The sequence below is a fragment of the Stenotrophomonas sp. 62841_Sma genome (assembly GCF_056482945.1).
Genome location: NZ_CM151224.1, coordinates 3,134,598 through 3,147,834 on the forward strand (window position 1 = coordinate 3,134,598; position 13,237 = coordinate 3,147,834).

Genomic DNA, 13,237 nt, shown 5'->3' on the forward strand with positions numbered 1-13,237 from the left:
TGGTAGTGCCGGCCGCTGGCCTGCACTATCCACGCACACCCTCTGTCACGCCACGCGCCACTGCGGCGTCCTTGCCCACATGAACGCTGAAACCGCTTTCCAGACCCACCGTCCGCGCCTGATGGCGCTGGCCTACCGCCTGCTCGGCAGTCGCGCCGACGCCGAAGACGTGGTCCAGGATGCCTGGTTGCGCTGGTCCGGCGCCGACCCGGCGGCCGTCCGCGACCCCGAAGCCTGGCTGGTCACCACCACCACCCGGCTCGGCCTGGACCGGCTGCGCGCAGCCAAGCGCGAGCGCGTGCATTACGTCGGCCCGTGGCTGGCCGAGCCACTGGCGGTCACCCTGGAGCCCGACCCGGCGCCCGGCCCCGCCCAGCTGCATGCGTTTGCCGACGATGTCTCGGTGGCTTTCCTGACCCTGCTTGAACAGCTCGGCCCCGAGGAACGCGCCGCCTTCCTGCTGAAGGAAGCCTTCGACCACGATTACCGTGAGATCGCCGACCTGATCGGCCACAGCGAGGCCAACTGCCGGCAGCTGGTGCATCGTGCCCGGCAGCGCCTGCAGGCCGGGCGGCCGCGCTTCAACGCCGACGCCAGCCAGCACCGGCAGCTGCTGGCGCGCTTCATGGACGCTTCCCAGCGTGGCGACAGCGAAGCGATCCAGGCCCTGCTGCACGCCAACGCGGTACTGGTTTCCGACGGCGGTGGCGTGGTTACCGCGGCGGTGCGGCCCCTGCTGGGCGCCGAGCGCATCGGCCGCCTGTTCTGGGCCATCGCCCGCCGTGGCGCGGCGCATCCGGCGCAGTTGGGCTACGTCAACGGCGAGCCTGCGATCCTGCGCTTCCAGGGCGATCGCCTGCACTCGGTCACCACCATCGAGGTGGTCGATGGCCGCATCGCCAACGTGTACAGCGTGTTGAATCCGGAAAAGTTGCCGGACGTTGTCACGCGCGGTGACGGCACGGCGTCCTTGTAATGAAAGGCGGCCATCGTGGCCGCCGTGGAGCCGAAAATGTCCGACCACGCATCTCCCCGCGTCCCTTACACCCGCCTGGCCGCCGAAGCCTTCAAGGGCCTGCTGGCCACCAGCCAGGCGGTGCATGACAGCTCGATTGATCCGACCCTGATGGAACTGGTGTTCCTGCGCGTGTCGCAGCTCAACGGCTGCGGCTACTGCATGGACATGCACGGCACGGCGCTGCGCAAGGGCGGCATCGAGCCGCGCAAGCTCGATACCCTGCCCGCCTGGCACGAAAGCCGTTTCTTCGATGCACGCGAGCGTGCGGCGCTGGGCTGGGCCGAGGCACTGACCCGGCTGACCGACGGTGCACCGTCACAGGCGGCGTTCGATGCACTGGCACCGCACTTCGATGAGAAGGGCATCAGCGACCTGAGCATGGGCATCGCGGTGATCAATGCCTGGAACCGGCTGGGCGCCGGGCTGCTGCCGCCGCTGCCCTGAGCGCTTCGTTGACAGTGCCTGGACCGCCGGGCACTGTACCTGCCCCGCAGGAAGCATCCGAACGTCATGGCCGACGAAGCCCCCGACACGCCCAGCAAGGAGGCGCTGAAGGCGCTGACCCAGTACCGGGAGCGGGACACCGCGCCGCCCGAACTCCTGTCGACGCTTGAACGGCATGGACTGTTGTGGCCCGTCGAATATCCGGGCCATGAGGCCCTCCAGGTGCGGATGTTCGCCGCCTATGCCCGCGCCGACCGCCAGCATGTGGCAGACAACTTCATCCTCGGCGTGCAGGAGAACCGCAGCGACCTGCGCGCCGGGCTGTCGGCGTATGCGTTCATGGTGCACTTCCCCAGGCATCAGGAGCAGCCACACCCCAGCCTCGCCTGTGCGGTCTGCGGCCAGGTCCGCGAAGGCAGATTCGACCCGACCACCTGGGCGCGCGTCCGCCACAACATCGGGGTTGTGCTCGGCGGAAGCGTAAACGCCATCACCTTCCTGTTGGAACAACACAATCTGACGCCCAGACGGGCGCCCGGCGACATGAGCACACTGGTGGCACTGCTGCGGCTGCTGCACCACGAGAGCGACGCCAAGGACACCCCGTCGACCATCGTCAAACGCGTGCGCGCGCTGCCGGGCCTGAAACTGTCCGTCGAGCAGGCGCGTCACCTGCTGGATGCCCTGGGCCATGCCGGGCTGCTGCAGACCCCCGAGCATCCCGGCCTGGCGCAACGCTTCACCCGGGTCGGCCTGGCACCGCGCACCTCGCGCTCTTCGGACTGGAGCTATCCCGTCGATTTCTGGAAAGGCGCCTACGGCATCGACAGCGGGGCCCTGCGCTTCTGGTTCGCTCACCATCCTGCGCTGCTGGCTGCGCTGGACTGAGCGCGCAGGCGGCGCCGACGCGCTGCCCTGCCGGCGCATGGCAGGCATGCGCCCCGTTCATGCCTCCGCCACGCGCAGGGCGCGCACAATACGCACATGCCTGCTACCCCCACCGCTGGCGCTGCCGCCGCGAAGAAACCCAGCCTGCGCCAGCGCTTCAGGGCGATGCGCAACCTGCCACCGTTCCTGCGCATGGTCTGGAAGACCAGCCCCGCGCTCACCCTGGCCAGCCTTGGCCTGCGCCTGATCCGTGCGCTGCTGCCGGTGGCGATGCTCTACGTCGGCAAGCTGATCATCGACAGCGCCCTGCACCTGAGCCAGCACGACGCTGGCTTCCCGCCGCTGGGCGAAGCACTGTCCAGCGGCATACTGAATCCGCTGCTGGGCCTGCTGGCGCTGGAATTCGGCCTGGCCATCGCCTCGGATCTGCTCGGCCGGCTGGTCAGCTACGCCGATGCACTGCTCTCGGAACTATTCGCCAACGTCACCAGCATCCGGTTGATGGAACACGCGGCAACGCTGGATCTGGAGGACTTCGAGGACCCGGACCTGCAGGACAAGCTGGACCGTGCGCGACGCCAGACCATGGGCCGGATGAACCTGATGAGCCAGTTGTTCGGCCAGGTACAGGACGCGATCACCGTGGCCAGCCTCGCCATCGGCCTGCTGGTCTACGCGCCGTGGCTGATCCTCCTGCTGGCGCTGGCACTGGTGCCGGCCTTCATCGGCGAATCGCACTTCAACGCGGCCGGCTACAGCCTCAACTTCCAGTGGACGCCCGAGCGCCGCCAGCTCGACTACCTGCGCCAGCTCGGTGCCAGCGTGGAAACGGCCAAGGAAGTGAAGATCTACAACCTGCACCGCTTCCTGGTGGAGCGCTACCGGCGCCTGTCGGTGGCGCTGTTCCAGGCCAACCGCGCCCTGGCCCGGCGCCGCGCGTTCTGGGGCACGCTGCTGGCCGCACTGGGCACGCTGGGCTACTACACCGCCTACGCCTACATCGCCTGGCGCACGGTGCGCGGCGACTTTTCGATCGGCGACCTGACCTTCCTCGCCGGCAGCTTCCTGCGCCTGCGCCAGCTGCTGGAGGGCCTGTTGATCGGGTTCTCGCAAGTGGCCAGCCAGGCGCTGTACCTGGATGACCTGTTCTCGTTCTTCCAGATCCAGCCGGAAATCCACTCGCGTGAAGGTGCGGTGCGCGTGCCGCAGCCGATCCGCCAGGGCTTCGTGTTCGAGAACGTCGGCTTCCGCTACCCGGATGCCGAGCAATGGGCGGTGCGCCATCTTGATTTCCAGCTGCAGGCTGGCGAAGTACTGGCGCTGGTCGGTGAGAACGGCGCTGGCAAGACCACACTGGTGAAGCTGCTGGCGCGGCTGTACGAACCGGACGAGGGCCGCATCCTGCTCGATGGGCGCGACCTGCGCGACTACGACCTGGACGACCTGCGCGCCAATCTCGGGGTGATCTTCCAGGACTTCGTGCGCTACAACCTCAGCGCCGGCGAGAACATCGGCGTCGGCCAGGTCGAGGCGATGGACGACCAGGCGCGCATCGCCGACGCCGCACGGCGCGGCATGGCCGAGGAAGTGATCGACGACCTGCCCGGCGGCTACGACCAGCTGATCGGCCGCCGCTTCAAGCAGGGCGTGGACCTGTCCGGTGGCCAATGGCAGAAGATCGCCATCGCCCGTGCATGGATGCGCAATGCGCAGGTGATGATCCTGGATGAGCCAACGGCGGCGCTGGATGCGCGAAGTGAGTTCGAGGTGTTCCAGCGATTCAGGGAACTGGCGGATAATCGCACCGCAGTGCTGATTTCCCACCGTTTCTCCTCGGTACGCATGGCCGATCGCATCCTGGTGCTGGCCGATGGCCGGATCGAGGCCAGCGGCACCCATGAAGAGCTGATGGCCCAGGGCGGCCGCTACGCCGAACTGTTCGAGCTGCAGGCGGCCGGCTACCGCTGAGAACGCCTCTCGTTCCGCCTAATGAGAACCTGTCTCATTTGAGATAGAATCACCCCGACGACTTCCGATAGATACGCCCATGTCCTCCGCTTTTGGCGCCGAAACGGTGCTTGAGGTCCGTCATTGGACCGATGCCTACTTCAGCTTCACCCTCACCCGCGACAGCGGTTTCCGCTTCGAGAACGGCCAGTTCGTGATGATCGGCCTGGAAACCGAGGCGCGGCCGCTGCTGCGCGCGTATTCCATCGCCAGCGCCAACTGGGAAGAGCATCTGGAGTTCTTCAGCATCAAGGTGCAGGACGGCCCGCTGACCTCGCGCCTGCAGCACATCAAGCCGGGTGACAAGGTGCTGGTCGGCAAGAAGCCCACCGGCACCCTGCTGATCAGCGATCTGCACCCCGGCAAGAACCTGTACCTGCTGGGCACCGGCACCGGCATGGCGCCGTGGCTGTCAGTCATCAAGGACCCGGAAACCTACGAGCGCTTCAAGAAGGTGATCCTCTGCCACGGCGTGCGCTACGAGAAGGACCTGGCCTACCGCGATTACTTCGAGAAGGAACTGCGTGAGCACGAATTCCTGGGCGAGATGATCGGTGACAAGCTGCTGTACTACCCGGCCGTCACCCGCGAGCCGTTCGCCAACCAGGGCCGCCTGACCCAGCTGATGGAAAGCGGCGAGATGCAGCGCACCCTCGGCCTGCCCGAGCTGAGCCCGGAGAACGACCGCGCGATGATCTGCGGCAGCCCGCAGATGCTGGCCGACCTGCGCAGCGTGCTCGATGCCCGTGGCTTCCAGGTCTCGCCGCGTATCGGCCAGCCGGGCCACTACGTGTTCGAACGCGCCTTCGTCGAGAAATAAACAAAAAAAGGGGACGGAGGGGATTAAGTCGTTTGTGCACAAACGACTTAATCCCCTCCGTCCCCTTTTTGGGTTCATCTCACAGCAGCGCTTCGATCTCGCCGCGCAGCTGCTCCGGCCTGGTGGTGGGCGCATGCCGCGACACCACCTGCCCCTGGCGGTCGACCAGGAACTTGCTGAAATTCCACTTGATGCGGGCGCTACCCAGCAGGCCGCGCTTCTCGCGTGACAGCCATGCCCACAACGGATCAGCCCCCTCGCCGTTGACCTCGATCTTCTCCGACAGCGGGAAGCTGACCGGGTAGTCCAGCGAACAGAACTGGCGGATCTGCGCGGCGTCGCCGGGCTCCTGTGCACCGAACTGGTTGCATGGGAACCCGATCACCACCAGGCCACGCTCGCGATACTCCTGCCACAGCTGTTCCAGCCCGGTGTACTGCGGGGTGAAGCCACAGCGGCTGGCGACATTGACCAGCAGCAACGGGTGCCCCTGGTACCGGGCCAGGGCCTGCGGCTGGCCGTCGAGGTCGCGGAAGCTGAAGTCGTAGGCAGTGGTCATGGCAGCGGGCCGTGGGCGGTGAATGCATGGTACCCGCGCCCGGCCCCGGCAACATGCCTTTTGACACAAGTGCGGGCGCCGCCGGCCGGGTTACCCTCGGGCCCTTGTTTGCCTTACCGGAGTTCCTACCTTGACCACTCGCCTTGCCCTTGCCGTGGCCATGTCCCTCGGCCTTGCCCTGCCCGCCTTCTCGGCCGGCGCCGCCACCCCGGCTGCCAGCACCCATGCCCAGCAGGCCAATCCGTTCTTCGCCGAAAGCCCGCTGCCGCTGCACTTCCCGCAGTTCGACAAGATCAAGGACAGCGACTTCGCCCCGGCCTTCGACGCCGGCATGGCGCAGCAGCTGAAGGAAGTGGAGGCGATCGCCAACAACAAGGCCAAGCCGACCTTCGACAACACCATCATCGCCCTGGAAAAGAGCGGTGACATCCTCGACCGTGCGACCACCGTGTTCTTCAGCCTGGTCGGCGCCGATACCAACGACACCCGCAAGAAGCTGCAGGCTGATTACTCGGCGAAGTTCGCCGCGCACAGCGATGCGATCGCGCTGAACGGCAAGCTGTTCGCCCGCATCCAGGCGCTGTATGACACCCGCAGCCAGCTGGGCCTGGACGCCGAAGGCGTGCGTCTGGTCGAGAAGTACTACGACAACTACGTGCGTGCAGGCGCCAAGCTGTCCGACGCCGACAAGGCCAAGCTGAAGGAGATGAACGCCGAGCTGGCCAACCTGGGCACCAAGTTCAGCCAGAACGTGCAGTCGGAAGTGAACGCTTCGGCGATCACCGTCGACGACGTCAAGGAGCTGGACGGCCTGTCCAAGGAGCAGATCGCTGCCGCCGCCGAAGCCGCCAAGGCCCGTGGCCTGGAAGGCAAGTACGTGATCACCCTGCTCAACACCACCGGCCAGCCGCCGCTGACCAACCTGGCCAACCGCGCCCTGCGCCAGAAGATCTACGAAGCCTCGACCACCCGCGGCAGCCGCGGCGGTGAGTTCGACAACACCGCGCTGGTCTCGCGCATCATGCAGCTGCGTGCCGACAAGGCCAAGCTGATGGGCTTCCCGAACTTCGCCGCCTACAACCTGACCAACCAGACCGCCAAGACCCCGGAAGCGGTCAACGCAATGCTGGGCAAGCTGGCTCCGGCCGCCGTGGCCAACGCCAAGCGCGAAGCCGCCGATCTGCAGGCGATGATCGACAAGGAACAGAAGGCCGCGCGCAAGCCGACCTTCCAGCTGGAGCCGTGGGACTGGGCCTTCTACAGCGAGAAGGTGCGCCAGGCCAAGTACAACTTCGACGAGTCGCAGCTGAAGCCGTACTTCGAGATGAAGAACGTGCTGGAGAACGGCGTGTTCTACGCCGCCGGCCAGGAATTCGGCCTGACCTTCAAGCAGCGCACCGACCTGCCGGTCTACCACGATGACGTCACCGTCTACGACGTGTTCGACGCTGACGGCAGCCAGCTGGCGATCTTCATCTTCGACCCGTATGCACGCGCCTCCAAGCGCGGCGGTGCGTGGATGAACTCCTACGTCTCGCAGTCCAAGCTGACCGGCTTCAAGCCGGTGGTCGCCAACCACCTGAACATCCCGAAGCCGCCGGCCGGCCAGCCGACCCTGCTGACCTGGGACGAGGTGAACACCACCTTCCACGAGTTCGGCCACGCCCTGCACGGCATGTTCTCCAACGTGAAGTACCCGTACTTCTCGGGCACCTCGGTGCCGCGTGACTTCGTCGAGTTCCCCTCGCAGGTCAACGAAATGTGGTCGGACAACCCGGTCATCCTGAAGAACTACGCCAAGCACTACCAGAATGGTTCGGCGATGCCGCAGGCACTGCTGGACAAGGTGCTGGCAGCGGCCAAGTTCAACCAGGGCTTCGCCACCACCGAGTACCTGGGCGCGGCCATGCTTGATCAGCGCTGGCACCAGATCGGCGCCGACCAGGTGCCGGCCGCCAAGGACGTGATGGCCTTCGAGCGCGCCGCGCTGGAGAAGGACGGCATCTACTACGCGCCGGTTCCGCCGCGCTACAAGACCCCGTACTTCAGCCACATCATGGGCGGCTACTCGGCCGGCTACTACGCCTACATCTGGTCGGAAGTGCTCGACGCCAACACCCAGAAGTGGTTCAAGGACAACGGCGGCCTGAGCCGCAAGAACGGCGACCACTTCCGCGCCACCCTGCTGTCCAAGGGCGGCAGCGTGGATGCCATGCAGCTGTTCCGCGATTTCGCCGGCCACGAGCCGCAGATCGAACCGCTGCTGGAAAAGCGTGGCCTGACCGGCGCCGGCAACTGATCGCCCGCGCGGTAGCCTGAAACGAAAACCGCCCGGGAGACCGGGCGGTTTTTTGTTGGGGCATCCACGCATGGCGTGGATCTACTGGCTGTCAACGTGGCGCCACGTACCCACCCGGCACGCCTTCCGGCGACAGCACCAGCTGCCACAGCTGCGCGTGCCGGCAACGGAAGGTGGCCATCGACCCAGCCAGGTAAAAGCGCCACATGCGCCGGAAGTGCTCGTCGTAGCGCGCATCCAGCCGCGGCCACGCCGCTTCCACGTTGCGCCGCCAGGCCTGCAGGGTCAGGTCGTAATCGGTGCCGAAGTTGTGCCAGTCCTCCAGCACGAAGCGGCCCTCGAACGCCTTGGTGATCTGCACCGCCGATGGCAGCATCGAGTTGGGAAAGATGTAGCGCGCGATCCACGGGTCGGTACGATGCCGCGAGATGTTGGTGCCGATGCTGTGCAGCAGCAGCAGGCCGCGCGGCGACAGGCAACGCCTGGCCACCTCGAAGAAGCTGGCGTAGTTCTTGTCGCCGACGTGCTCGAACATGCCGATCGAGAAGATCGCATCGAACGGCTCGTGCAGTTCGCGGTAGTCCTGCAGGCGGATCTCGATCGGCAGGCCGGCGCACAGTTCGCGGGCGAACTCGGCCTGCTCCTGCGAAATGGTCACGCCGACGCCACTGACACCGTAGCGCTCGGCGGCGAACTTCAGGGCTTCGCCCCAGCCACAGCCGATGTCCAGCACACGCTGCCCCGGGCGCAGGCCCAGCTTGCGGCAGACCAGGTCAAGCTTGGCTTCCTGCGCGGCGTCGAGATCGCCGGCATTGCGCCAGTAGCCACAGCTATAGACCAGGCGCTGGCCCAGCATGGCCTGGTAGAGATCATTGCCGAGGTCGTAGTGGCGGCGGCCCACCTCGTAGCTGCCCTGTCCCACCTGCAGGTTGAACAGGCGCGCCTTCAGTGCATCGGCCACTTCGCGCCAACCGTGCACCCGTTCGTCCAGGTGCGCCTGCATCAGGTGGACAAGGAATTCATCCAGGACGTTGGCATCCCACCAACCGTCCATGTAGCTCTCGCCGAGGCCAAGCGAGCCGTGCGCCATGACCCGCGCGAAGAAGCGCGGGTCATGCACCTGGATATCCTGTGGCTGGGAACCGCCGATGCGGACCCCGGCTTCCTGCAGCAGGCCGGCGACCCGCTCCTGCAACCCTGTATCCACGCCACCTCCTCGACTGCGGTCAACCGCGTGCGAACAGCTCCACGTAGTCCTTGGCCACGTGCGGCAACAGCACCGCCGCCGGTACATCGGCGGTCTGGGTGCCGTCCGAGTATGGACCCACCTGGTACGGCGGGAAAACAAAGCGCAGCGCGGTGATCTGCCCCCTGTCGTCGGTCAGCGGCTGGAACTGGCTGAAATTGTCGGCCTGCGGGCCGGTGCCGTCGGCAATCATGCGCGATGCGTTGCGCAGCGATTCCTGCAGCTGGGCCGGATCCATGTCCTCACCGCTGAGGCGGGTGGCCACGCGTTCACGCAGCTGGTCGGCGACGAAATCGCTGATCGCCTTCCAGCCCTTGGCATCGGCCACCAGCTTTTCGGCGCTGAGCATCTGCTGATGCTGCGGCAGCCACACGAATCGGGCCACCAGCGGTTCGCCATGGGCGCCACCGGTGTAGCGGCTGCCATCGGCACTGACCACCACCAGCTGCGGGGTTTCCAGCAGCTTCTCGAAGCTCAGCGACAGCTCGTACGGCATGGTCGGCTTGTCATTGCCCAGCCCGTCCAGCGCCTGTTGCAGGTCACTGCGCGCACTCGTCGCATAGCTCTGCAGGGCGCGGGCCAGGCCCGGGTAGCGGTCGATGCCGGCCGGGTAGCTGATACCCACCACTTCGCGCTCGTTGTTCTCGATCACGTCGCGCAGGTCCAGCGGCGCTTCCGTGGCCGGCGTTTCACCTGCGGCGGTGGCCTCGGCGGCAGGCGCCGCGTCGGTCGCCGGTGCCGGCTCGCTCTCACGCTGGCAACCGGCCAGCAACAGCACGCTTACCACGCCGGCCAGCACGCTGCCGTGCAGTGGCCGGTTGTTTCCAATCTTCATCGGGATCCCCTGTTCATGTTTGTACATCATCGCCTGCCATGGCTGAAGCGTGACCCGCTGGCGTTCAGCCAACGAGCAGGTCGTGGTACTCCTCATGCCGCTGCAGGAAGGCCTCGGCGTAGGAACACGCCGGCACCACCTTGTACTTCTGCTCACGGGCAAAACGCAGCGCCACACGGGTCAGCTCACCGGCGATGCCTCGGCCGGCAATCGGCTCGGGCACCTCGGTATGCGTGATGACCATGCGCCTGCGTTTGATCTGGTAGTCCAGCACCGCCAGCTGTCCGCGCACACGGGCGGTGAAGCGATGATTGGCCAGGTCGTGTTCGACCTCGTAGGCCAGACCGGGGGGCGTGACCGAAGCCATGGAACTGTCTCCTGCGGCGACTGCGTGGATGGTGCGCAGCCGGGCGCCATGATCGCGTGAAGCCTGAACAGGGGCAAGTCCGTTCCATTCACGTCAGTTTGCGACCCTCAAGCTGGAGCGCTGGCGGCCGCTATCGCCTGTGGAGGGGTACGACCAGGCTGGCACGGCCCTTGCGACCGTTGATCATGCGCACCACCGCGGAGGCTCCGATGCACCCCAGCGATTCCCATTCAGATACCGACCGCGCCCTGCTGGAGGGCCTGCTGCAACTGGCGGTGGAGGGGCAGACCCAGGACCAGGATTTCCAGCGCATCGGCGAAGAAGTGTTCGCCCGCCTGCTGGATACCTACGGTCAGCAGCCCACGCTCTGAAACAGCGGGGGCGGATCGCTGCCGATCCGCCCCGCTCCCGTCATCAACCGCCGCCGAGGCGGAAGGTCGGGTTGGAGAGTTCGCGCAGGAAGTGAGTGAAGATGCTCGGCTGCATGGCCAGCATGAAGATCACGCCGAACGCCGCGCCTGCCAGGTGCGCGCTGTGGTTGATGCGGTCACCGCCGCGCTTGTCCATCCAGATGCTGTAGCCGACGTAGAACGCGGCGTAGACGATGGCCGGCGCCGGGATGAAGAACACCAGGATGATCGACCACGGCTTGATCAGGATGAAGGCGAACAGCACCGCCGACACCGCACCGGACGCACCCAGGCTGAGGTAGTTCGGGTTCTTCTGGTTCTTCAGGTAGCTGGGCAGGATCGAGACCAGCAGCGCACCGATGTAGAACGCCGGGTAGGTCAGGTAGCTGCCGGTCAGCTGCACCATCACGCTCTCGATGAATCCCCCGAAGAAGAACAGGGTGATCATGTTGAAGATCAGGTGCGACCAGTCGGCGTGGATGAAGCCATAGGTCACCAGCCGGTCGTACTGGCGGTGACGGTCGATGGCCGGCGGCCACAGGATCAGGCGGTCGGCCAGCTTGCGGTTGTTGAACGCCATCCACGACAGGATGGCGGTGATGGCGATCAACAGCAGATTGACGGGGGTCATGTCAGGCTCAGGCGCTACGGTAGTTGTCGACCATACGATAGCGTTTCGCGTACCAACCGAAGGCCAACGCCGCGACGAAGGCGAAACCGGCGAAGAAGAACATCAGGAACGCCGCCTCGCTCAGGCCCGTACTGGCGATCTTGTGGGTCACCGCATCGTTGCGCACCGCCGCGTTGGACAGCAGCACCCACAGGTTGCCGATGGTTGTGGTCAGGTTCCAGAAGCTCATCACCACGCCCTTCATCGCCTGCGGCGCCTGGCTGTAGGCGAACTCCAGGCCGGTGGCCGAGACCAGCACCTCACCGAAGGTCAGCAGCGCATACGGCAGCATCTGCCAGAAGATCGACATGGCGTTGCCCCCGTCCATCACCACCTGGATGCCGCCGACCACGATCCAGGCCAGGCCGCTGAAGGCGATGCCGGCGGTCATGCGGCGCAGCGCGGTCGGCTCGAAGCCGAAGCGGCGCAGGGCCGGGTACAGCACCAGGTTGTTGAACGGAATCAGGATCATCACCAGCAGCGGGTTCAGTGCCTGCATCTGCGAGGCGGTGAACCAGCTCGGCATCTGCATCTGCTGGCCCTGCAGGACCCAGGTCGAGGCCTTCTGGTCGAACAGCGAGAAGAACGGCGTGGTCAGCGCGAAGATCACCAGCACCCGCAGCACCGAGCGCACGCCTTCGACGGCTTCGGCCGGATGCTGGCCACGGGCGCGATCGAGCTGCAGCCAGGTGCCACCGCCGATACCGGCCAGGATCGATACCAGCGCCAGGCACAGGCAGATGACAATGCCCAGCGAGCCAACCAGGCCGAACGAGGCCACTGCCAGCACCAGGCCGAGCACGGCGATCACCAGGCCCGGACGGCCCTGGCCGGCCACGCGCGTGGTCAGTGCGGTACGCACCACGTTGGCGAACGAATGCGGATCCTTCGGCGGCAGCGGCACCAGCACGTAGCGCTTGCGGCCCAGCCAGAACACGAAGGTGGCGATGAACATCAGGATGCCCGGGATGCCGAACGCCCACTGCGGGCCCCAGTTCTTCAGCACCAGCGGGATCAGCAGCGAGGCGAACAGCGAGCCGAAGTTGATGATCCAGTAGAAGGCGTCGAAGACGATCTTGGCCAGGTGCTTGTTGCTCTGGTCGAACTGGTCACCCATGAACGAGGCCACCAGCGGCTTGATGCCACCGGCACCGAGCGCGATCAGGCCCAGGCCGAGGAAGAAGCCCTCGCGGCTGTTCTCGAACAGCGCCAGGCACAGGTGGCCGGCACAGTAGACCAGGCTGAACCAGAGAATGGTGTGGTACTTGCCGAAGAACCTGTCGGCCAGCCAGCCTCCGAGCAGCGGGAAGAAATACACGCCGATCATGAAGCTGTGCATGATGTCCTTGGCTTCACCGGCACGGCCTTCCGCAGTGATTTCCTGCAGCAGCAGCGAGGTGATCAGGAACTGCACCAGGATGTTGCGCATCCCGTAGAAACTGAACCGTTCGCAGGCCTCATTGCCGATGATGTACGGGATCTGGCGCGGCATCTTTCCCTGGCCGGCGATGGGGGCAACTGCGTCGTGGCTCATCCTGTAAGGCAATCCTGCAAAGCGAAAGGCGCAAGATTACCGGAAGCAGGGCTTGCGAAGCACGCTGCAGGGCTGCATGACAACGGTGCCAATCCATGGCAGGCAGCGACACTCCGTGCCGGAAGTCACGGCACCTGCAC

13 protein-coding genes are annotated in these 13,237 nt (G+C 65.8%); 7 read left to right on the plus strand and 6 right to left on the minus strand.

Annotation, left to right across the window (positions count from 1 at the left end; genetic code table 11):
• The first annotated feature begins 79 nt into the window (after window positions 1-79).
• From ACZK5G_RS14725 to ACZK5G_RS14745, 5 genes are all read left to right on the plus strand, one after another.
• Window positions 80-976 carry an RNA polymerase sigma-70 factor gene (locus tag ACZK5G_RS14725; protein ID WP_329893511.1) on the plus strand — a complete coding sequence of 299 codons (897 nt, stop codon included), beginning with the start codon at window positions 80-82 and terminating at the stop codon, window positions 974-976.
• Window positions 977-1,012: 36 nt separating this feature from the next.
• On the plus strand, window positions 1,013-1,462 hold the full coding sequence (locus tag ACZK5G_RS14730; RefSeq protein WP_049398766.1) for a carboxymuconolactone decarboxylase family protein: 450 nt from the start codon (window positions 1,013-1,015) through the stop codon (window positions 1,460-1,462).
• Window positions 1,463-1,528: 66 nt separating this feature from the next.
• The gene (locus ACZK5G_RS14735; RefSeq protein WP_478463906.1) at window positions 1,529-2,350 is read left to right on the plus strand and encodes a hypothetical protein; all 822 of its coding nucleotides are present in this window, start codon (window positions 1,529-1,531) and stop codon (window positions 2,348-2,350) included.
• 96 nt (window positions 2,351-2,446) lie between these two features.
• Window positions 2,447-4,318: an ABC transporter ATP-binding protein gene (locus ACZK5G_RS14740; RefSeq protein ID WP_285301831.1), complete on the plus strand. Its 1,872-nt coding sequence runs from the start codon at window positions 2,447-2,449 to the stop codon at window positions 4,316-4,318.
• A gap of 79 nt (window positions 4,319-4,397) precedes the next feature.
• On the plus strand, window positions 4,398-5,177 hold the full coding sequence (locus ACZK5G_RS14745) for a ferredoxin--NADP reductase (RefSeq protein ID WP_478463907.1): 780 nt from the start codon (window positions 4,398-4,400) through the stop codon (window positions 5,175-5,177).
• A 79-nt stretch (window positions 5,178-5,256) separates the two neighbouring features.
• Here ACZK5G_RS14745 and ACZK5G_RS14750 read toward each other — a convergent pair whose 3' ends face one another.
• Window positions 5,257-5,736, minus strand: a complete 480-nt coding sequence (locus ACZK5G_RS14750) for a glutathione peroxidase (protein WP_012511597.1) — start codon at window positions 5,734-5,736, stop codon at window positions 5,257-5,259.
• 130 nt (window positions 5,737-5,866) lie between these two features.
• Here ACZK5G_RS14750 and ACZK5G_RS14755 point away from each other — a divergent pair, with 130 nt between their 5' ends.
• Complete coding sequence (locus ACZK5G_RS14755; RefSeq protein ID WP_180846706.1) at window positions 5,867-8,035, plus strand: M3 family metallopeptidase; 2,169 nt, start codon at window positions 5,867-5,869, stop codon at window positions 8,033-8,035.
• Window positions 8,036-8,126: 91 nt separating this feature from the next.
• Here ACZK5G_RS14755 and cfa read toward each other — a convergent pair whose 3' ends face one another.
• The 3 genes from cfa to ACZK5G_RS14770 are packed head-to-tail and all read right to left on the minus strand — an operon-like array spanning window position 8,127 to window position 10,483.
• Window positions 8,127-9,242 (minus strand): cyclopropane fatty acyl phospholipid synthase, encoded by a 1,116-nt coding sequence (gene cfa / locus ACZK5G_RS14760; RefSeq protein ID WP_049398775.1) that lies wholly within the window; start codon window positions 9,240-9,242, stop codon window positions 8,127-8,129.
• Between the two features lie 19 nt (window positions 9,243-9,261).
• Entirely contained in the window at window positions 9,262-10,143 is an 882-nt protein-coding gene (locus ACZK5G_RS14765) for a DUF3298 and DUF4163 domain-containing protein (protein ID WP_478463908.1), read from the minus strand.
• Between the two features lie 37 nt (window positions 10,144-10,180).
• Window positions 10,181-10,483 (minus strand): GNAT family N-acetyltransferase, encoded by a 303-nt coding sequence (locus ACZK5G_RS14770; protein WP_006455911.1) that lies wholly within the window; start codon window positions 10,481-10,483, stop codon window positions 10,181-10,183.
• 209 nt (window positions 10,484-10,692) lie between these two features.
• Here ACZK5G_RS14770 and ACZK5G_RS14775 point away from each other — a divergent pair, with 209 nt between their 5' ends.
• Window positions 10,693-10,854, plus strand: a complete 162-nt coding sequence (locus ACZK5G_RS14775; RefSeq protein WP_165929939.1) for a hypothetical protein — start codon at window positions 10,693-10,695, stop codon at window positions 10,852-10,854.
• A 43-nt stretch (window positions 10,855-10,897) separates the two neighbouring features.
• Here ACZK5G_RS14775 and ACZK5G_RS14780 read toward each other — a convergent pair whose 3' ends face one another.
• Together ACZK5G_RS14780 and ACZK5G_RS14785 are read right to left on the minus strand one after the other, a co-directional pair.
• Window positions 10,898-11,524 (minus strand): rhomboid family intramembrane serine protease, encoded by a 627-nt coding sequence (locus ACZK5G_RS14780; protein ID WP_010486760.1) that lies wholly within the window; start codon window positions 11,522-11,524, stop codon window positions 10,898-10,900.
• 7 nt (window positions 11,525-11,531) lie between these two features.
• Complete coding sequence (locus ACZK5G_RS14785) at window positions 11,532-13,097, minus strand: POT-type proton-dependent oligopeptide transporter (protein ID WP_032129657.1); 1,566 nt, start codon at window positions 13,095-13,097, stop codon at window positions 11,532-11,534.
• Between the last annotated feature and the right edge of the window lie 140 nt (window positions 13,098-13,237).

Coding starts and splice junctions, on each gene's coding strand:
- ACZK5G_RS14745 (WP_478463907.1), top strand. CDS start 4,398: ATGTCCTCCGCTTTTGGCGCCGAAACGGTGCTTGAGGTCCGTCATTGG.
- ACZK5G_RS14780 (WP_010486760.1), bottom strand. CDS start 11,524: ATGACCCCCGTCAATCTGCTGTTGATCGCCATCACCGCCATCCTGTCG.
- ACZK5G_RS14740 (WP_285301831.1), top strand. CDS start 2,447: ATGCCTGCTACCCCCACCGCTGGCGCTGCCGCCGCGAAGAAACCCAGC.
- ACZK5G_RS14730 (WP_049398766.1), top strand. CDS start 1,013: ATGTCCGACCACGCATCTCCCCGCGTCCCTTACACCCGCCTGGCCGCC.
- ACZK5G_RS14775 (WP_165929939.1), top strand. CDS start 10,693: ATGCACCCCAGCGATTCCCATTCAGATACCGACCGCGCCCTGCTGGAG.
- ACZK5G_RS14770 (WP_006455911.1), bottom strand. CDS start 10,483: ATGGCTTCGGTCACGCCCCCCGGTCTGGCCTACGAGGTCGAACACGAC.
- ACZK5G_RS14785 (WP_032129657.1), bottom strand. CDS start 13,097: ATGAGCCACGACGCAGTTGCCCCCATCGCCGGCCAGGGAAAGATGCCG.
- ACZK5G_RS14735 (WP_478463906.1), top strand. CDS start 1,529: ATGGCCGACGAAGCCCCCGACACGCCCAGCAAGGAGGCGCTGAAGGCG.
- ACZK5G_RS14750 (WP_012511597.1), bottom strand. CDS start 5,736: ATGACCACTGCCTACGACTTCAGCTTCCGCGACCTCGACGGCCAGCCG.
- ACZK5G_RS14765 (WP_478463908.1), bottom strand. CDS start 10,143: ATGTACAAACATGAACAGGGGATCCCGATGAAGATTGGAAACAACCGG.
- ACZK5G_RS14725 (WP_329893511.1), top strand. CDS start 80: ATGAACGCTGAAACCGCTTTCCAGACCCACCGTCCGCGCCTGATGGCG.